This window comes from Vulcanimicrobium alpinum, assembly GCF_027923555.1.
GTDB lineage: Bacteria > Vulcanimicrobiota > Vulcanimicrobiia > Vulcanimicrobiales > Vulcanimicrobiaceae > Vulcanimicrobium > Vulcanimicrobium alpinum.
The window spans coordinates 2,264,590-2,282,567 of the sequence record NZ_AP025523.1; the positions used below are offsets into that span (position 1 = coordinate 2,264,590).

Here is a 17,978-nt window from a genome sequence, read left to right on the forward strand (position 1 = left end):
ACCTCTGCGCATTAGACCACGCTCGGGAATTTCACCGCTGCGGCGTCCTCGTGCATCTGCGCGATCAGCTCGTCGACCGAATCGAAGCGGCGCTGCGCGCGCACGAAGCGGAAGGCGCGCAGCGCGAGTTCTTCGCCGTATAGCGCGCCGTTGAAATCAAGCAGCCAGGCTTCGACGGTGCGCTCGCGGCCGTCGAAGGTCGGATTCGTCCCGATCGAGACCAGCCCCGGGTAGTTGCGGCCGTCGTGGCGGCCGATGATGCGATACACGCCGTCGGGCGGGAGCAGTTTGTTCGCCGGGACGGCGACGTTGGCGGTCGGGAAGCCCAGATCGTGTCCGCGGCCCGCACCGAACGTCACCGTTCCGCGCACCGCGTAGGGCGCGCCCAGCAGGCGGTCTGCGGTCTCGCCGTCGCCGGCCTGGAGTGCCGCGCGGATCCGCGTGCTCGAGACCCTCTCGCCGTCGGCGAGCGCATTGGGAACGCCGATCGCCGTGCGGCCTTGCGCCGCGAAGTACGATGTCGCGAACGGCACGTCGCCGGCGCGCTTGTGTCCGAAGCGGAAGTGTTCGCCGACGACCATCGCGCGCGCGCCGATCCGCCCCGCGAGCGTCTCGTCGAGAAACTGCGCCGGCGTCAGCGAGGCGATCGCGGCATCGAACGGCAGGACGTATGCTTCGTCGACGCCGGCGCGCGCGAACGCGTTGACCCGTTCTTCGAGCGTCGCGATCATCGGCGGTTCTTGACCGGGCCGCAAGAACGCCGACGGATGCTCGCGGAAGGTCAGCACGGCGCTGCGCTCGCCGGCCCGCCGCTCGCGCAGCGCGGCGCGCACGATCGCCTGATGGCCGAGATGGAAGCCGTCGAAGACGCCGATCGCGACGACGCGCGGACGATCCGGCGCACGATCGGGCAACGCGTGGTGGACTTTCACACGAAGACCTTGCGCGGCGCGAGCAGCGCGCCGACGGTCTCCCCGACGCCGACGAGCACGCGCGACGAGTCGCGCACGAAGACGTGCTTGTCGGGCGGCGGTTCGGCGAGCGGGACGAGCCGGCCGGCGCGAAAATCCGTCGCGAGCCGCGCGTCGAGGACGACGGTCGGGATCGGGATGACGCGCTCGGGCGAGATCAGCGCGCCGCCGGGGTCGCGCTCGACCTCGTCGTACGTGAGCGCCTCGGAGAGCACGAACGGCCCCGACGCCTCGCGCAGCAGCGCGCCCATGTGACCGACGGTCCCGCACGCCGCAGCGAGATCCTCGCACAGCGTACGCACGTACGTCCCTTCACTGCAGGCGATGCGCAGCCGCACGACGTTCGCGTCGCGGCCCAGCACGGCGATCGCGTAGATGGTGATCGTGCGCGGCTTGCGTTCGACCGTCGTCCCGGCGCGCGCGAGATCGTAGAGCCGCCTGCCGCCGCTCTTGACGGCGCTGAACATCGGCGGGATCTGCTGCACCGCGCCGATGAACGACGGCAGCGCCGCGTCGAGCCGCGCGTCGACGTCCGGCGGAACGTCGCGTTCCACGAGTGTCTCGCCGGTCGCATCGCCGGTCGTCGTCGCACGTCCGAGCACCAGCGTGCACACGTACCGCTTGCGCCGGTCGGTGATGAGGGGGATCAGTCGCGTCGCCCTGCCGAGCGCGATCGGAAGGACGCCCGCCGCCTGCGGATCGAGCGTGCCCACATGTCCGATCGCGAGCTTCCCGGCCGGATCGCGGTAGACGCGACGCAGACGCGCGCCGAACTGCGTCGACGACGGTCCCGCCGGCTTGAACAGGTTGACGAAGCCGAGCACGATCAGACGGGCGGTTCTACAACCCCTGCGCGCGCAGCGCCGCGTGCACGCCGTCGACCGCTTTGCGCAGGTCCCGCTCGGGATAGGTCAAGCCGGACGCCATGAAGTGGCCGCCGCCGCCGAGCATCGCCGCCGCGGCCTGTACGTTGATGCGGCCGCGCGATCGCAGGCTCACGCGCACCGCGCCCTCGTAGTCTTTGAACAGCGCCGCGCATTCGACGCCGTCGACCGCGCGCAGATGCTGGACGATCTCTTCGGTGTCTTCGCCGTCGGCGTTCGCTTCGCGCAGCATCGCCTCGTCGACGTACGTCCAGCAAAACCGGCCGTCGTCGTCGAGCACTGCGCGTTCGAGCGCCATCCCGAGCAGTTTCGTCGCCGCGAAGCGCTTATTCGCGAAGATCTGATCGGTGATCAGCGGCTTGTCGGCACCGAGTTCGATCATCTCCGCCGACATCCGCAGCACCGCGGGCGTCGTGTTCGTGTGCATGAACGCGCCGGTATCGGTCATGATCGTGGTGAGGATGCAGGTCGCGATCTCGGGCGTGATCGTCACGCCCAGCGCGTGCAGCAGCCGCAGGACGCAGGTCCCCGTCGAAGCCTCGGTCGGGAGCACGTAATTGAACGCGCCGAAGTGCGAGTTGCCGAGGTGATGATCGATGTCGAGCATGTGCTCGCGCGGGATCGCCGGGAGATACTCGCCGGCCCGCGTGAAATCGCTCATGTCGCAGAACACCCACAGCGTATCCGCGGGCAGATCCGCCGCGACGTCTCGCGTCACGTCCTCCGAGTCCGGCAGAAAACGCAGGTTGCGCGGGACGGGATCCTGCTGAAAATACGCGACGCGCTTGCCGAGCTGCTTGAGCGCGAGCCCTAACGCGAGCCCCGCGCCGAGCGTATCGCCGTCCGGCTTCACGTGCGAAACGAACACGAACGACGAACGGCGCCGCAGCTCCGCGACGACTTCGTCGGTGGTATTCGACTCTGCGACGGTCGTCTCGGCGCTACTCATCGATCACCTTGGCACGCTCCAGCGTCTTGTGCAGCGCGATCGCCCTCTCGGTCGTCCGATCCTCGACGAACGTGAGTTCCGGCGTGTACCGCAGGTCGATCGCGTTCCCAAGCTCGCCCCGCAAAAACCGCGACGCGCTCGCGAGCGCATCCATCGTCTGACGCGCCACATGCCGGTCGCCGATGATCGAGACGAAGACCTTGCAATGCTTCATATCCTGCGTGATCTCGCAGCGCACCACCGTCACAAACCCCAACCTTGGATCCTTGAGATCCTCGCCGATGATCTTCGCCAGCGCCCGCTGGATCTCATGATCGATCTTCGCCTGCCGCTGCTGCTTCACGGTTGCACGACGCTCCGCTCTTGCTGCGCGCCCCCCACGCTCGCGCGCGGGGCCCCCCGACGCGCCCTCGCAACGACCTGACGGCACGCGGAAGATTTCGCTGCGCTCGGTCCATCACCGGAGTGGCGACCTGATACAGGATCGTGCCGGCGTGGGCGGCGCGTGTGAGGCCGCGCCGGGGCGTTCGAGCAATTCGCGAAGCCAGGATGGCGAGAGCGAATTGTCGACCGAGCAGCGATTTTCCATGGATGGAAAATCGCGGGCGTCCCCGGAGCAGCCTCACACGCGCCGCCCACGCCCGCCACCACGTCCAGCATTAGGCCGGCTGGAGTTCCGGGGCGACGAGTTCGGAGGTCCAAGCCTCGATAACGTCGCCCGCTTTGAGGTCGGCGAAGCGCGCAACTTGGATGCCGCACTCGAAGTTCTCGTTGACTTCGCGCACGTCGTCCTTGAAGCGCCGCAGCGACTCGATCTCGCCGTCGAAGACGACCGCCGCGTCGCGAAGGACGCGCACCTTCGAGTTGCGCGTGATCTTCCCGCTCTGCACGTAGCAGCCGGCGATCGTGCCGACCTTCGAGACCTTGAAGATCTCGCGAACCTCCGCGCGGCCGAGCACGACTTCGCGGAACTTCGGCGCCAGCATCCCGACCATCGCTTTTTTCAGATCGTTTTCGACGTCGTAGATGACCTGGTAGAAGCGCAGATCGACCTGGTCCGATTCGGCGAGGCGTTTGACCGCTTCGTCGGGCCGGATGTTGAACCCGATCAGCACCGCGTTCGAGGCCGAGGCGAGGTTGACGTCGTTTTCGGTGATCCCGCCGACGCCGGCGAGGATGACGCGGATGTCGACCTCGGACGTCGAGAGCGATTCCACCCGCGAGCGGAGCGCTTCGACCGAACCTTGACCGTCGGCTTTGAGGATGAGGTTGAGCGTCTTTTGACCGCTGTCGGCCGGCATCTGCATGAACGTCTCGAGCGAGACGCGTGCGCCCCCGGCACTCGCCGCCATGCGGACGTCGCGGCGTTTCGTCGACCGTTTCGCGGCCGCTTCGCGAGCCGTCTTTTCATCGGAGACGACCATGAGCGTGTCGCCCGCCGACGGGACGTCGCCCAGGCCCATGATCTCGACGGGAACCGACGGTCCGGCCTTCTTCGTCTGCTTGCCCTTGTCGTCGATCAGCGCGCGGATCTTGCCGTACGTCGGCCCGACGACCACGACGTCGCCGACCCGCAGCGTTCCCGTCTGCACGAGCACCGTCGCGACCGGACCGCGGCCGCGATCGAGCGCCGATTCGATGACGACGCCGCTGGCGCGCCGGTGCGGGTTGGCTTTGAGTTCCTTGAGATCGGCTTCGAGCAGCACGGTCTCGAGCAGCTGCGCGATGTTGTTCCCGGTGCGCGCCGAGACGGGGACCATCTCGATCTTCCCGCCCCATTCGACGGGCTGCAGACCTTCTTCGGTGAGCTGCTGCTTGACGCGATCGGGCTGCGCGTCTTCCTTGTCCATCTTGTTGATCGCGACGACGATCGGCACGTTGGCGGCCTTGATGTGCGAGATCGCTTCGCGCGTCTGCGGCATCACGCCGTCGTCGGCCGCGACGACGAGGATCGCGACGTCGGTGACCTTCGCACCGCGCGCGCGCATCGCCGTGAACGCTTCGTGACCCGGTGTGTCGATGAACGTGATCGGGCGCCCGTCCTGCGAGACGGTGTACGCGCCGATCTTCTGCGTGATCCCGCCCGCTTCGCCGCCCGCGACGTTCGCCGCGCGAATGCGGTCGAGGAGCGAGGTTTTGCCGTGGTCGACGTGACCGAGGACGGTGACGACCGGCGGCCGCGGCTGCAGCATCTCCGGCTTGTCCTCTTCCTGCTCGACGACGACTTCTTCGCCGGCTTCCTTGACGATCGCGTTGAAGCCGAACTTGCGCGCGACCGCGATCGCCTGATCCGACGAGATGTTCTGGTTGATCGTCGCCATCGTGCCCATGCGGATGAGCTCGCGAATGACGTCCGCGGCCGGGACGATCATCGAAGTCGCGAGCTCCTGCACCGTGAGCACGTCGGGGATCTCGATCGATTCGAGCTTCTTCGACGGATCGTCATGGCGTTCGTAATCCGCGCCGCCTTTGCGGCGGCGCTGCTTCTCGAGCAGCATCTCCGCATCGCGGGCCTTCTTCGCTTCGAGCTGTTCGCGCGTCGAGCGGCCGCGGCCGCCGGGACGTCCGCCGGGTGCTCCGGAGGACGGCGACGGGCCGCCGCCGCTCGGCGGCGACATCGGGCCGCCGGGACGCGGCGTGAACGGACGGGCACCGCCGGGCGCGGTCGCGCCCGGGATCGGGCGGAACGGACCGTTGCCGGCCGGCCGGCGCGGCGCGCCGGGCCCCGCGCCCTGCGCTCCCGGCGTGCCGGGACGGGGCTGCTGATACTGACCGGGGCCGCCCTGACCGGGCCGTGGCGCGACGCCGGGGCGGCCGGGGATCTGCCCGTTCCCCTGGCCCGGCGGGTTGAGCGGCCGGGCGGGCGGACGCGGGGGACGGATTGACGACTGGCCCGAGGGGACCGGTTGCAGGGTCGGGATCGGTTCGTTCGGAGCGCTCGGGCGGCGCGGCGGCAGCGGGCCGGGCTGGCCGGGACGCGGGACGACGCCGGGGCGCGGCGGCGCGGCGGACGTTCCCTGCGGTGTGGCGGCGGCCGGCGCGGCGGCCGCAGGCATCTCGGCCGCGGGCGCGGCCGGCTGCTGCGTGGGCGGCGCGGCGCGGCGCACCGGCGCGTTGGGCACCGGGCGCAGTTGCGGAACCGGAGCGGACGGCGCAGCGGGCTTGCCGGACGGTGCGGAGGGAGCCGACGGCGTCACGGCCGGCGAGCTAGGCGCCGGCGATTCCGCGGGCGGCGCCGAGGCCGCGACGCCGTTCGCCGGCGCGGGCGGGGCCGCCGGGGCGACGGGCGCGGCAGGCGACGGCGCAGCCGGAGCGGCGGCGACCGGGGCGGCCTGCGCAACCGGGGGCGCCGCAGGCGGGGCGGCCTGCGCAACGGCAACCGGAGCCGGCGCGGACGCGGCGGCGGGCTTGGCCTTGGGCGCGGCTTTGGCGCCCTTCAGCTGTGCGCGCAGGAGGTCGGCGACCTTCGGCTCGACGACGCTGAGTTGGTTCTTCGCCTCGAGACCCAGGCGCCCGAACAGCGCGAGGAGGTCTTTCGAGGTCATGCCGAGCTCTTTGGCGAGCTCGAAAATCCTGGGTTTACCGGTTGCCATGCAATCCTTCTAGAAACGGCGCCAACGCGGGCGCCACCGCCCTTATTTCATTCCGAAGTCTCCGTGACCCGGGGTCACCATTGTAGCAGAGCTTCGACATTGAACCCCGGATAACGTTTGTTCTTTGCAACCCGTTCCGCACAGGCGCGCGAACACAGATAGGTCCCGCGCCCGTCGGCGCGTCGCCCCGCGTCGGCCGTCCAGCGGCCGTCCGCGCCGCGCGTGAAGCGGCGCAGCGCCGGCTGCGGGAAGACCGTCCGGCAGCCGACGCACGTTCGGGCGGGAATCATTCGTTCGTGAACATCTCCCGCTTGAACTCCTCGAGCCGGCGCAGCAGCTCGTCCTGATCGATCGCCGCCTCTTCGGCCTCTTCGCCCTCGGCGAGCACCTCGACGCTCTCCGGCTCGCCCTCCTCGACCGTCGTCCCGGCCGCGCGCGCCTCGCGTTCGGCAAGGTAGCGCTCGCGGGTTTCGGCGGCTTCCGAGTCGCTGGTGATGTTGAGGTGCCAGCCCGTGAGGCGCGTTGCGAGCCGCACGTTCTGACCCTCGCGCCCGATCGCCAGCGAGAGCTGGTGGTCGGGAACGGTGACCAGCCCGATCCCCTCTTCCTCGAACAGCTCGACGCCGAGCACCTTCGCCGGCGCGAGCGCGTTGGCGATGAAGGTCGGCAGATCGGGAGCCCAGCGGATCACGTCGATCTTCTCGCCGCGCAGTTCGTCCGAGACGTTCGCGACCCGCGACGACTTCGGCCCCAGGCACGCGCCGACCGCGTCGATCTCCGGCCGCTTCGAGGTGACCGCGACCTTCGTGCGGGCGCCGGGCTCGCGCGCGATCGCCATGATCTCGACGATGTCGTCCTGGATCTCCGGGACCTGGAACTCGATCAGCCGCTGCACGAGACCTTCGGCGGCACGCGAGAGCACGACCAGCGGGCCCTTGTTGGTCTTGCGCACGTCGAGCACGTAGGCGCGGATGCGGTCGTTGATGCGGTAGTTCTCGCGCGGCACCTGTTCGGAAAACGGAAGCAGCGCTTCGGTCTTGCGATCGTCGAGCAGGACGTACATGTTGCGCTGCTCGTAGCGCTGCACCGTGCCCAGCACGATGTCGTGCAGTTTCGCCGAGTACGTGTTGTAGACGGTGTCGCGCTCTGCTTCGCGGATGCGCTGCACGATGACTTGCTTGGCGGTCTGCGCGGCGATGCGCCCGAAATCGCGCGGCGTCACGACCTCGTCGTAGAAGTCGCCGGGCTCGTAGCGCGAACCCGCCTCGCTCTTGGCGATCTCGAGCTTGGGATCTTGCACTTCGTCGTCGGCGACGACGTTGCGGCGGTGATAGACCTGATAGTCGCCGGTCTGGCGGTCGATCGTGACGATCGCGTTCGCTTCGCCGCCGAAGTTGCGCTTGTACGCGGAAATGAGCGCGGCTTCGAGCGCCTCGAGCAGCGACTCGAAGCTGATGTTGCGTTCGTTTTCGATCTCGCGGAGCGCCGCGATCATCTCTGCGTTCATTTCCGTTTCTCTCGTTGTTTCGCGCGCTGGAGGTCGGCGCGTACGTCGTATTCCAAGTTTGCCGATTTGACGACCGCGAGCGGGATCGGCAGTTCGCTGCCGTCGCGGGTGAGGATCACGTTGGTGCCGCGGACGCCCTCGAGGGTTCCGCGGTGCGTCTTCGCGCCGCCGATCGCGAGCGTGGTGACGACTTTGGCGGCGCGTCCGGCGAAGCGCTCGTAGTCGGAGGGTTTCGTCAGCGGGCGATCGAGACCGGCCGACTCGATCTCCAGCGTGTAGGGATCGGGGAAGGCGTCGAGCGCGGCGTTGATCCGGGCGGCGATCCGCTCGCAGGTCGCGACGTCGACGCCGCCCTCGCGATCGACGGTCACGTGCAGCGCGGTATCGCGGCGGTGCCGCTGCGCGCTAGTTGCGACGACTTCCACGTCCCGGAACTCCGGCTGATGCGGCAGCGCGTGCACGACCCGCTTGAAGGCTTCGGTGAACAGACCCTGCGGCTCCGTTCCGTCCATCGCCCCTCCCTTCATCCGCATCCCGGCGTCAGTACGATCCTTTGCTCTTACAACAGAGAAGCGCGGGCAGTGCCCACGCTTCCAGCGTCAACTCCAACCGAGATCATACGACGGCGGTGCCGATTCGTGCAACCCGCGCCGGCCACTACGGGTGGCGGGGCACCGGGGTTTGGAGCGAACCCGGCGTCACGGCCCGGATCCGCGGGTCGTTGCACGAGATCGCGTGCCGTTCGATCACCTCGGGCTTGAGATCGGGGTTGCGGTCGGGGAACTGGGCCTTGTTCGGATCGAACCGGCCGGGCGGCGGCAGCAGCGGGTGGTCGACGATCGTGAACGCGATGCAGACCTCGCGCCCGAAGGCGTCACGCTTGCGCTCGTACACGTAGGATACCGAATCGGGGTTGCGCGCGGTCCGCGGCGTGCGGAGTATCCCGAAGGTCTTGGCGAGGATCTCGAGCGGGACCGCGACGAGCTTCTCGTACTCGGCGGCGACCGTCGCGGGGTCGATCCCGCTGTTGCCGTAACTGCGGTAGGTGTCGACCGCGCCGTGCGGGAGCAGGCCGCGGAGTTTGTCGTTGAGCGAGTTTCCGGACCCGGCGGGCGGCGCGCTCGCCCCGGCGGCCGCGCCGGGCGGTGCGGCCGGGTTCGCCGTCGTCCCCGTTCCGAGCGGCGCCGCGGGGGCCGAGCCGGGGGCTCCCGGCCGCGCGCCGCTCCCAGGTCCCGGGGTCGCCCCGCGGCCGGCACCCGGTGCGCCCGGCGACGCGGAGGCGCCCGGCAGCGCGGAGGCACCGGGCTTCGGGCCGCTCGCGGGCTGCGGACCCGTCGTCCCAGCCGGCCGGGGCGTCCCGGCGAGGGCGGCCGACGCGAGCGGCCGCGGCGTCCCGGGCGCTGCGGTCGGCGCCGTCGAGGCTTGCGCGACCGCCGCGGGGAGGGTGGGCGCCGCCGTCGCTCGCGCCGTCGGAGCGGAGGTTGCCGGGGCACGGGTCGGTGCCTCGGTCGGCACCGCCGTCGCCGGGACCGCGGTCGGCGGCGCCGTGGGGGCCGTGGTCGGGCGGACGGTCGGCGCGGCCGTCGGGGCGAGCGTCGGCGGCAGGGTCGGCGCGACGGTCGGGGCGACCGTCGGCTGCTTCGTCGGGGCGACGGTCGGCGGGACCGTCGGCGCGACGGTCGGCTTGAAGGTGGGCGGCACCGTCGGCGGGGCGGTTTCCAGCGCGAGAAGCGGGGTCGGCGCGACCGTCGGCACCCTCGTGGGACGGACCGTCGGCGGGATCGTCGGGGGGAGCGTCGGCGGCTCGGTGGGCGCGGCCGTCGGCTGCGGCGACGCCGACGGCCGCTGGACCGCGAGTTCGTGTTTCTTCGGCGGCGGGGTCGGCGGCAAGGCGATGCGTTTCGGTGTGGGCCGGACGCGAACGACAGGCCGAACCGGGACGGGGCTGGGCGGAGGCGCGGGCGTCGGCGTCACCGCGAGGGCGGGCGGCGCGGTCGGGGCCGGCGGAACCGGCGTTGGCGTCGGAGCCGATACGAGGACGATCCGGTCGGCGGTGATGCTCCCCTCGCTCGTCGTCTCGCCGGTCGGCACGGCAAGCCACAGCGCAACCAGGATGGTCAGCGCGTGGATGATGAGGGAGACGCCCAGCGAGACAACATCGCGCCGTCGCGACGGCCGCTCGATGTGGGCGTCGGGCGGCGGCGACTCCGGCGTCACGACGGGCGCTCTCTTTCTTCTGCCGCGTCGAACACCATGCAGGCGCGCGGAAAGAGCGTGCGCCCTTTGGCCGATGTGACGGTGATTTCTCCCAGCCGCAGGACCAACGGACTACTCGCGGAACGCCGCGCGCCGATGCAGCCGCCGCCGAAACGCACGAAGATCGTCGCCACGGTCGGTCCCGCCTCGCGCGACCCGGAGATGCTGCGCGCGCTCTTCCTCGCCGGCGTCAACGTCGTGCGCTTGAACTTCTCGCACGGAACGCACGACGAGCACGCGGCGACGATCGCCGACGTGCGCCGCGTCGCGCGCGAACTCGGCCTGCACGTCGCAGTGCTGCAGGATCTCCCCGGCCCGAAAGTCCGCACCGGCACCTTCGCCGGCGGCACGGGCTCGGTGATGCTCGCGCCGGGCGCGACCTTCACCCTGTGCACCGACCTCGTCGACGGCGACGCGCATCAAGTCTCGGTCTCGTATCCGGGCCTCGCGCGCGACGTCGAACCCGGCAAGCGCATCTATCTCGCCGACGGCGCGATCGCGCTGCACATCGACGCGGTCGACGGCGGCCGGATCACGACGACGGTCGAGACCGGCGGCGAACTGCGCGAGAAGCAGGGGATCAACTATCCCGACGGGACGCTCGAGCTCGACGCGGTGACCGACCGCGATCTGGAGCATCTCGACTTCGGGATCGCGCAGAGCGTCGACTGGGTCGCGGTCTCGTTCGTGCGCACCGCGCAGGACGTGCGCTGCGTGCAGGAACGCATCGCCGAAGCGCAGCGCACGATCCCGGTGATCGCGAAGATCGAGAAGCACGAGGCGCTCGAACACATCGACGCGATCCTCGCGACCGCCGACGGGATCATGGTCGCACGCGGCGATCTGGGGATCGAGATCCCGCTCGAAGACGTCCCGCTGACGCAGAAAGATCTGATCGCGCGCGCGAACCGCGTCTCGAAGCCGGTGATCACCGCGACGCAGATGCTCGAGTCGATGATCTCGTCGCCGCGGCCGACGCGCGCCGAGGCGACCGACGTCGCGAACGCGATCCTCGACGGGACCGACGCGGTGATGCTCTCAGGCGAGACGGCGCGCGGCGCGTACCCGCTCGAAGCGGTCCGCACGATGGCGCGCATCGCGCTGCACGTCGAGGAACACTACCCCCACCTCGAGATGCGCGCGCGCCGCATCTCGTCGGAGTCGTCGGTGGTCGAGACCGACGCCGAGATCGGGATGTCGATCGCCGAGTCGGCGGTGCGCGCGGCCGACACGCTGGGCCTGCGGCTGATCGTCAGCGGCAGCACGACGGGAAACACCGCGCGCTACGTCTCGTCGTTCCGTCCGCGTGCGAAGATCGTCGCGCTCACGCCGCTCGAAGACGTCGCTCGCCGGATGGCGGTGGTGTGGGGCGTGGAGTCGTCGGTGGTGCAGTCGTACCGCTACATCGAAACGCTGATCGAAATCGCGGAAGCGCGGATCGTCGCCGAAGGCCACGCCGCGCCCGGCGAGACGATCGCGATCACCAGCGGGATGCCCGTCGGCGCCGGCGGTACCAACGTCCTCAAAATCCACCGCCTCCCCGTCTCACCCTAAGCCTCGTCGCGCTGAGCTTGTCGAAGCGTCGTCCTTGACGTGCACGAAGGCGGCGGCGCTTCGACAGGCTCAGCGTGACAGGGGGCGGACTTCGCGGTCGATGGCTGCGGCGAAGTCGTCGACGTCGTCTTCGGTCGTGTCGAAGGAGCACATCCAGCGCACCACGGACGCCTCGTCGTCCCACACGTAGAAGCGGCGCGAGACCTGCAGCGGCGCGATCGCCGCGCGCGGGACCTGCACGAAGACGCCGTTCGCGTCGACCGAATACGCGAGCCGGACCCCGCGGATGCGCGCGAGATGCGCCGCAAGCCGGCGCGCCATCCGGTTCGCATGCGCCGCATTCTCGAGCCACAACCCGTCGGCCAGCAGCGCCTCGAACTGCGCGGCGACGAAGCGCATCTTCGAGGCAAGCTGCATCCCCTGCTTGCGCACGAACGGCAGCAGCGCCGCCGCCGGATGCGGGCGCGTGAAGACGACCGCCTCGCCGAAGAGCAGGCCGTTCTTCGTCCCGCCGAACGTGAACACGTCGACCCCGGTCTCCACCAGCATCGCGCGCAGATCGCCGCCCAGCGCGGCGGCGGCGTTCGCGATCCGCGCGCCGTCGACGTGAAAGAGCAAACCGTGCTTGCGCGCGACGTCGCCGAGCGCACCCAGCTCCGAGATCGCGTATACCGTCCCCACCTCGGTCGATTGCGAGATCGAGATCGCCGCGGGCTGGACGTGGTGCGGATCGCCGATACCGTGCATCTGACGCTCGACGTCGTCGGGGGTAAGCTTTCCGTGATGGACCGGAACGTCGATCAGCTTCGCGCCGGCGAAACGCTCGAAGGCGCCGCCTTCGTCGACGTTGAGGTGCGCGAACTGCGGACAGATCACCGCCTGGTGCGGGCGCAGCGCCGCGGCGAGCGCGATCACGTTCGCGCCGGTGCCGTTGAAGGCGAAGAACACCTGCGCATCGTCGCCGACGAGCCGCCGGATCGCCGCCGTCGCGCGTTCGGTGTACGGATCGTCGCCGTAACCTGCGACGTGCCCGGCGTTGGCGTCGGCGATCGCCGCGAGTACGGCCGGGTGCACCCCCGCGTTGTTGTCGCTGGCGAAGGCGCGGCGGGCGTCGGCGGTCTGCATCGCGCGGAGCCTTCCGGCTCGCGCGCCGCGGCTCCTTACGGCGCGGCGGTCGCGCTTCCGACAGTCCCCTCGTCGGCGGCGAAGTCGGCGTAGTCCGCTTCGAGTTCGGCTTTCATGCGCGGCAGATCGATCGTGGCGAACTGCTGCGTGACGACGGAGCGCGTCGCCGGGTTCGGCACGTACGTCTGCGTCAGCGCGATCGTGCCGCCGTCATTGCGCGACCAGACCGCGCGCAGGATCCGGCCGCGCAGCGGATCGACGGTGACGTCGAGCGTCTTCACCATTAGCCGCGTCTTGGGCGTCAGCCGCAGGACCGGCTGCGCCGCGGTCGATTGCGGCGCGAAGGCGATCTCGTAGCGCGAAGGCCACTGCGCGGGATCACCGAGATCGTACTTCATGTCGGAGAACGCCTTGGCGATCAGCGGGACGCCGCGGAAGACGAAGCGGTAGAGTCCGGGCCGTTTGTACCACGAGTCGCCGTGCAGCGTCATGCGGATGAACGGGAAGACACGCAGGCGCACGTGCAGCGCGACGGAGGCCTTGTACGCAGTCGGCTGATCGGGCGACGCCGCGAGCGCGGCCAGCACGCCGCCGACCGTCGGCTCCTCCTGGGCGAGCGCGCCGAGCGGAGCGAGGGCGAGGAGCGCAGCGCCCAGCAGCGTCCGCATTGTCAGATCCTACCCCTCCGGGGTCCCTCCAGCGAGCGGCGGACGCGTTTCCTCATTGCTTCCTAAGGCAAGCTGCTCGCGGAGCCGCGCGTAGCGCTCCGCGATCGCCGCAGGATCGAAGGCGGCGATCGCCGCGTGACGTTGCGCCTGTGCGCCTTCCCAGGCGGACGCGATCGATTTCCACGCGTCTACGACGCCGGCGGCGATCCCCTCGGCGCCTTCCGGGACGAGCCATCCGACCGGATAGGGACCCAGCGTGTCGGCGAGACCCTCGAAGTTGGTCGCGACGATCGGGACGCCGTCGACGAGCGCCTGCAGGAGAGCGTACGGCAGAGCATCGCGGCCGCGCGGGACGATGGCGACGTCGATCCCGGTGAAGAACTCGTGCGGGGGGAGATCGTCGAAGAACGTCACTTCGTGAAGCACGCCGCGCCCGCGCGCGTACGCGCGCACCAGATTGCGCGACGGACCGGTCCACTCGAACCACACCCGCGCCTCGGGATAGCGCATCTTCACCTGGGTGAGCGCGTCGATCGCCTGTTCCCACGTCTTGTCGCCGCCCAGCCGTCCGAGATAGCCGACGATCGGTCCGTTGCGTCCCGGCGGCCGCTGAAGGACTTCGCCGTGCGTCGGCGTCACGCCGGGCGGAATCACGTGCACGCGCTCGGCCGCAACACCGAAACGCTCGACGACCTCGTCCGCGAGCGTCGCGTACGCGCACGTGACGGCGCCCGCGCGCTGGATCAGTTCCGGCAGCCGTTTCTCGATGAACTGCTTGGGGATCTCGCCGTCGACGATCGGATCGAGCAGCGTCACCAACGTACGGGCAACATAGGGCGGCGGGAGCGCGCCGAGCGCAACGGCGGCGGCGGTCCAGCCGACGGCGTGCACGGCGTCCGGCGCGTGATAGTCGACCGCGCGGCGCAGCGCGCCGATCGAGCGCAGCACGCTGAAAAGCCCGGCCGGCTTCCACGACTCGATCGTGACACCCGATCCGCGCATTGCCTTCCCCTCCGCGTCGGGCGCCAGCACGCGCACGTCGCCGCGGCTCGCGGCGTCGGCGACCAGCGCCGCGAGGGTGCGCCGGTGCGCCTCGCCGCCCGCCGATGCGAGGAACAGCACGTTCATCGCGCGCGCGCCGCCTGCGCGGTGCGCCGCGACGCATCGATCAGCGCGCCGGCATGCTCGAGCGCGACGCCGCGTTCGTCGCCGGCGAGCATGCGCGCGATCTCGGCCGTGCGCCCGCGCGCGTCGAGCGGGAGCGCCTCGATTGTCGTCGCCTCGCCGCGCGCGTGTTTGCGCAGCGCGACGTGCGCGTCCCCGAACGAGGCGATCTGCGCGAGGTGGGTGACGCACACGACCTGCGCGTTCTCCGCAAGCCGGGCCAGCCGCGCGCCGACCGCGCTCGCGGTCGCACCGCCGATCCCGGCATCGATCTCGTCGAAGACGAGCGCGGTCCGTTCGCGGCGGTCGGCCAGGACGACGACGAGCGCGAGCAGGACCCGCGAGAGTTCGCCGCCGGACGCGACGCGCGCGAGCGGCCGCAGCAGTTCGCCCGGATTCGCCGCGAACCGCAGCTCGGCGCGTTCGCCGCCGTGCGGCCCGATCTCCGCGAGCGGTTCGAGCGCGACCTCGAGCGTCGCGGCCGGCATCGCGAGCGCGGCGAGTTCGTCACGCACCGCGCGCGCCAGCGCGCCTGCGGCGTCGGCGCGCAGCGCGGTCAGCTCGGCGGCGCGCGCCGCGAGCGCCGCCTCGCGTTCGCGGACCGCGCGCTCGGCCTGCGCGATCCGCGTATCGCGTTCGTCGACGTCCGCGATCGCCGCTGCGAACGTCTCGCGCTGCGCGCCCACCTCCGCCAGCGTTCCGCCGTACTTCTTCTTCAGCCGGTCGAGCGCGTCGAGACGCGCGCTCAGCGCGTCGAGCTCCGCCGGGTCGAGTTCGATCGCTTCGCGCTCGCGGGCGATCCGCGCCGCAAGTTCGTTTGCGTCCGACTGCAGCGCGCCGGCGGCGGCGGCGAGTTCGGCGAAGCGTTCGCCGTAGCGCGCGAGCGCCGCGAGCCCGGACTCGGCTGCGCCGAGCGCGTCGACCGCACCGCCCTCGTCTTCGAGGGCCGCCGACGCCGCCGCGAGCGACGCCAGGATCCGTTCGGCGTCGGCGAGCACGTCGCGGCGCTCGCGCAGGCGTTCGTCCTCGTTGTCGTCCGCGATCGCCGCGGCGTCGATCTCGGCGAGCGCGAAGCGCGCGAACTCGATCCGCGCGAGCGCGCGGCCGTCGTCGTCGCGCAACGCGGCGAGCCGCGCGCGCGCTTCGCGCACGTCGTCGCAGCGTTCGCGTACGTCGTCACGAAGCGCGAGCGCCGGCGCGCCCGCGTAGCGGTCGAGGAGGTCGATCGCATAGGCGGGGGCGAGGAGCCGTTGCGCCTCGTGCTGCGAGACGATGTCGACGAGCGTTCCGATCGCGTCGCGCACCTGGCTCGCGCCGGCGGCGACGCCGTTGATCCGCGCCTGGGACCGGCCGCCGGCCAGCACCTCGCGGTGCACGATCACGTCGTCGTCGTCGGCGAGCGCGAAGCCGGCCGCGGCGAGCCGCGCGCGCAGCGCGGCGTCGGGCGCGATCTCGAGCGAGACGCGCGCGCGTTCCGCGCCGGCCCGCACCACGTCGCTCTCGGCGCGGCCGCCCAGCGCGAGCGCGAGGCCGCCGAGCAGCATGGTCTTCCCCGAGCCGGTCTCACCGGTGACGACGGTGAGGCCGGCGCCGAACTCGAGTTCGGCGCGCGCGATCAACCCGACGTTCTCGAGCGTGAGGCGCAGCAGCGTCACGGCCGGTGCTGCGCCCGTCACAGCGACTTGATCGGAACGCCCCATTGCAGTTTCTCTTCGAGCCGGGCGAAGAACGCTCCCGAGCGGACGCGCGCGAAACGTACGGGCGTGTCGGCGCGACGGATCGTGACGCGGTCTCCGGCCTGCAGGGGGCTCGCGACCATCCCGTCCGTTTCGAGGTTGGCGCGGGTGAGTTCGCCGTCGCAGGTGATCTCGATCGTCGCATCCGTCGGCACGAGCAGCGGGCGCGCGAAGAGCGTGTGCGGCATCAGCGCCGCGACGCCGATCGCTTCGACGCGCGGATGGATGATCGGGCCGCCGGCGCTCAGGAAGTACGCCGTCGATCCGGTCGGCGTCGCGACGATCACCCCGTCGGAGGGGATGTGCGCGACCATCTCGCCGTCGAGCGAGAGCCCGTACGGCGCGAGACGGGCCTGCTCGACGCGCCGGACGACCACTTCGTTCAGCGCGAAGTGACGCTCGCCGTGCCCGGCGACCTGCGCGTAGAGCGCGACGCGCTCTTCGACGCGCAGCGCGATCCCCGCGAACACGCGCGCCAGCGCCGCGAACCCTTCGTCGTTCGCTTCGACCTCGGTGAGAAAGCCGAGCCGGCCCGTGTTGACGCCGAGGATCGGGATTCCGAGCGGGTGCGCGATGCGGGCCGCGCGCAGGAGCGTCCCGTCACCGCCGACGGTGACGAACAATTGCGCTTCGCGGAGATCGCAGCGCGCGACGTCGACGTCGAGTTCCACGCCGGCGCCGTCGACCAGCGCGATCCGCACGTCGTGATCCGCGGCGATGCGCGCAACGTGGCGCGCCGTCTCCGCGGCGCGCGCGCGGATCGTGTTGACGTACAGCGCGATCGCCTTCACGAGGATCGTCCCGGGTCGTGCACCTGCGCGACCAGCGCGTCGAGGACGTCGTCGCTCACCTCCGCACCGCTCCGCCGCAGTTCGTAGAAAAACTCCGCGTTGCCGGCCGGGCCGCGCAGCGGCGAAACCGTCGCGCGCACGGCGCGCACGCCGGCCGCGCGCACCGCGTCGCGCACTTCGCGCAGCACCGCCGCGTGCACCGCTGCGTCGCGGACCACGCCGCCGCCGCCGAGCCGCTCGCGGCCGGCTTCGAACTGCGGTTTGACCAGCGCGACGATCGCACCGCAGTCGCGCAGATAGGCGACCGCGCGCGCGACGATCGTGCGCAGGGAGATGAAGGACGCGTCGACGACGATCAGGTCGAATCCGGCGGGGAACGCGTCGCCGGCGAGGGTGCGGAAGTTCGTCCGCTCGATCACCGTGACGCGCGGGTCGCCGCGCAGCTTCCACGCCAATTGCCCGTACCCGACGTCGAGCGCGGTTACGTGCCGCGCGCCGCGCTGCAGCAGCGCGTCGGTGAAACCGCCGGTCGAGGCGCCGACGTCGAGCGCGTCGAGCCCGGCGGGATCGATCCCGAAGTCGCGCAGCGCGCCGTCGAGTTTCTCGCCGCCGCGGCTCACGAAGCGCGCGGGTTCCTCGACCGCGACCGCGGCGCCGGCGCGCACGTGCGCGCCCGGCTTCGTCGCCGGGACGCCGTCGATGCGAACCTTCCCGGCAAGGATCAAGGCGCGCGCCTGCGAGCGCGTGATCCCGGCCTGCTCTGCGACCGCTGCATCCAAG

At 71.0% G+C, this 17,978-nt stretch carries 16 protein-coding genes; 1 reads left to right on the forward strand and 15 read right to left on the reverse strand.

The genetic code is table 11. The features are described from left to right. Positions 1-11: 11 nt before the first annotated feature. The 9 genes from ribF to WPS_RS11715 form a co-directional block, all read right to left on the reverse strand. Positions 12-932, reverse strand: a complete 921-nt coding sequence (ribF, locus tag WPS_RS11680; protein ID WP_317994658.1) for a riboflavin biosynthesis protein RibF — start codon at positions 930-932, stop codon at positions 12-14. Beyond that, the gene (truB, locus tag WPS_RS11685) at positions 929-1,795 is read right to left on the reverse strand and encodes a tRNA pseudouridine(55) synthase TruB (protein WP_317994659.1); all 867 of its coding nucleotides are present in this window, start codon (positions 1,793-1,795) and stop codon (positions 929-931) included. The genes ribF and truB overlap by 4 nt, the downstream gene beginning before the upstream one ends. A 16-nt stretch (positions 1,796-1,811) precedes the next feature. Continuing rightward, positions 1,812-2,804, reverse strand: a complete 993-nt coding sequence (locus tag WPS_RS11690; protein WP_317994660.1) for a DHH family phosphoesterase — start codon at positions 2,802-2,804, stop codon at positions 1,812-1,814. After that, on the reverse strand, positions 2,797-3,234 hold the full coding sequence (gene rbfA / locus WPS_RS11695; protein WP_317994661.1) for a 30S ribosome-binding factor RbfA: 438 nt from the start codon (positions 3,232-3,234) through the stop codon (positions 2,797-2,799). The genes WPS_RS11690 and rbfA overlap by 8 nt, the downstream gene beginning before the upstream one ends. 229 nt (positions 3,235-3,463) lie before the next feature. Continuing rightward, positions 3,464-6,397 (reverse strand): translation initiation factor IF-2, encoded by a 2,934-nt coding sequence (gene infB / locus WPS_RS11700; protein ID WP_317994662.1) that lies wholly within the window; start codon positions 6,395-6,397, stop codon positions 3,464-3,466. 74 nt (positions 6,398-6,471) lie between these two features. Then, a complete protein-coding gene (locus WPS_RS18230; RefSeq protein WP_405054887.1) occupies positions 6,472-6,687 on the reverse strand; it encodes a YlxR family protein in 216 nt (71 codons plus the stop codon). Next, positions 6,684-7,904: a transcription termination factor NusA gene (gene nusA, locus WPS_RS11705; protein ID WP_317994663.1), complete on the reverse strand. Its 1,221-nt coding sequence runs from the start codon at positions 7,902-7,904 to the stop codon at positions 6,684-6,686. The genes WPS_RS18230 and nusA overlap by 4 nt, the downstream gene beginning before the upstream one ends. Beyond that, positions 7,901-8,416, reverse strand: coding sequence for a ribosome maturation factor RimP (locus WPS_RS11710; RefSeq protein WP_317994664.1), 516 nt, complete (start codon positions 8,414-8,416; stop codon positions 7,901-7,903). Before WPS_RS11710 ends, nusA begins: the two co-directional genes overlap by 4 nt. A 145-nt stretch (positions 8,417-8,561) precedes the next feature. Next, complete coding sequence (locus tag WPS_RS11715; RefSeq protein ID WP_317994665.1) at positions 8,562-10,121, reverse strand: hypothetical protein; 1,560 nt, start codon at positions 10,119-10,121, stop codon at positions 8,562-8,564. Positions 10,122-10,256: 135 nt separating this feature from the next. On the opposite strand from WPS_RS11715, the gene pyk reads away from it, so the two are divergent. Beyond that, on the forward strand, positions 10,257-11,714 hold the full coding sequence (gene pyk, locus WPS_RS11720; RefSeq protein ID WP_317994666.1) for a pyruvate kinase: 1,458 nt from the start codon (positions 10,257-10,259) through the stop codon (positions 11,712-11,714). A gap of 69 nt (positions 11,715-11,783) precedes the next feature. Here pyk and WPS_RS11725 read toward each other — a convergent pair whose 3' ends face one another. Genes WPS_RS11725 through WPS_RS11750 form a run of 6 tightly spaced genes read right to left on the reverse strand, consistent with a single transcriptional unit; the run spans position 11,784 to position 17,977 of the window. Next, positions 11,784-12,839 (reverse strand): threonine aldolase family protein, encoded by a 1,056-nt coding sequence (locus tag WPS_RS11725; protein WP_317994667.1) that lies wholly within the window; start codon positions 12,837-12,839, stop codon positions 11,784-11,786. A 35-nt stretch (positions 12,840-12,874) separates the two neighbouring features. Beyond that, complete coding sequence (locus WPS_RS11730) at positions 12,875-13,507, reverse strand: hypothetical protein (RefSeq protein WP_317994668.1); 633 nt, start codon at positions 13,505-13,507, stop codon at positions 12,875-12,877. A 9-nt stretch (positions 13,508-13,516) separates the two neighbouring features. Next, complete coding sequence (locus tag WPS_RS11735; RefSeq protein ID WP_317994669.1) at positions 13,517-14,635, reverse strand: glycosyltransferase family 4 protein; 1,119 nt, start codon at positions 14,633-14,635, stop codon at positions 13,517-13,519. Continuing rightward, positions 14,632-16,371: a DNA repair protein RecN gene (gene recN, locus WPS_RS11740; protein ID WP_317994670.1), complete on the reverse strand. Its 1,740-nt coding sequence runs from the start codon at positions 16,369-16,371 to the stop codon at positions 14,632-14,634. The genes WPS_RS11735 and recN overlap by 4 nt, the downstream gene beginning before the upstream one ends. After that, on the reverse strand, positions 16,344-17,198 hold the full coding sequence (locus tag WPS_RS11745; RefSeq protein WP_317994671.1) for an NAD(+)/NADH kinase: 855 nt from the start codon (positions 17,196-17,198) through the stop codon (positions 16,344-16,346). Before WPS_RS11745 ends, recN begins: the two co-directional genes overlap by 28 nt. Continuing rightward, on the reverse strand, positions 17,195-17,977 hold the full coding sequence (locus WPS_RS11750) for a TlyA family RNA methyltransferase (protein WP_317994672.1): 783 nt from the start codon (positions 17,975-17,977) through the stop codon (positions 17,195-17,197). Before WPS_RS11750 ends, WPS_RS11745 begins: the two co-directional genes overlap by 4 nt. Position 17,978 lies beyond the last annotated feature (1 nt).

Excerpts from the sequence above, each read along its gene's own strand:
- WPS_RS11690 (WP_317994660.1), bottom strand. The coding sequence starts at position 2,804 with ATGAGTAGCGCCGAGACGACCGTCGCAGAGTCGAATACCACCGACGAA.
- infB (WP_317994662.1), bottom strand. The coding sequence starts at position 6,397 with ATGGCAACCGGTAAACCCAGGATTTTCGAGCTCGCCAAAGAGCTCGGC.
- WPS_RS18230 (WP_405054887.1), bottom strand. The coding sequence starts at position 6,687 with ATGATTCCCGCCCGAACGTGCGTCGGCTGCCGGACGGTCTTCCCGCAG.
- nusA (WP_317994663.1), bottom strand. The coding sequence starts at position 7,904 with ATGAACGCAGAGATGATCGCGGCGCTCCGCGAGATCGAAAACGAACGC.
- WPS_RS11710 (WP_317994664.1), bottom strand. The coding sequence starts at position 8,416 with ATGGACGGAACGGAGCCGCAGGGTCTGTTCACCGAAGCCTTCAAGCGG.
- pyk (WP_317994666.1), top strand. The coding sequence starts at position 10,257 with ATGCAGCCGCCGCCGAAACGCACGAAGATCGTCGCCACGGTCGGTCCC.
- WPS_RS11725 (WP_317994667.1), bottom strand. The coding sequence starts at position 12,839 with ATGCAGACCGCCGACGCCCGCCGCGCCTTCGCCAGCGACAACAACGCG.
- WPS_RS11730 (WP_317994668.1), bottom strand. The coding sequence starts at position 13,507 with ATGCGGACGCTGCTGGGCGCTGCGCTCCTCGCCCTCGCTCCGCTCGGC.
- WPS_RS11735 (WP_317994669.1), bottom strand. The coding sequence starts at position 14,635 with ATGAACGTGCTGTTCCTCGCATCGGCGGGCGGCGAGGCGCACCGGCGC.
- recN (WP_317994670.1), bottom strand. The coding sequence starts at position 16,371 with ATGGGGCGTTCCGATCAAGTCGCTGTGACGGGCGCAGCACCGGCCGTG.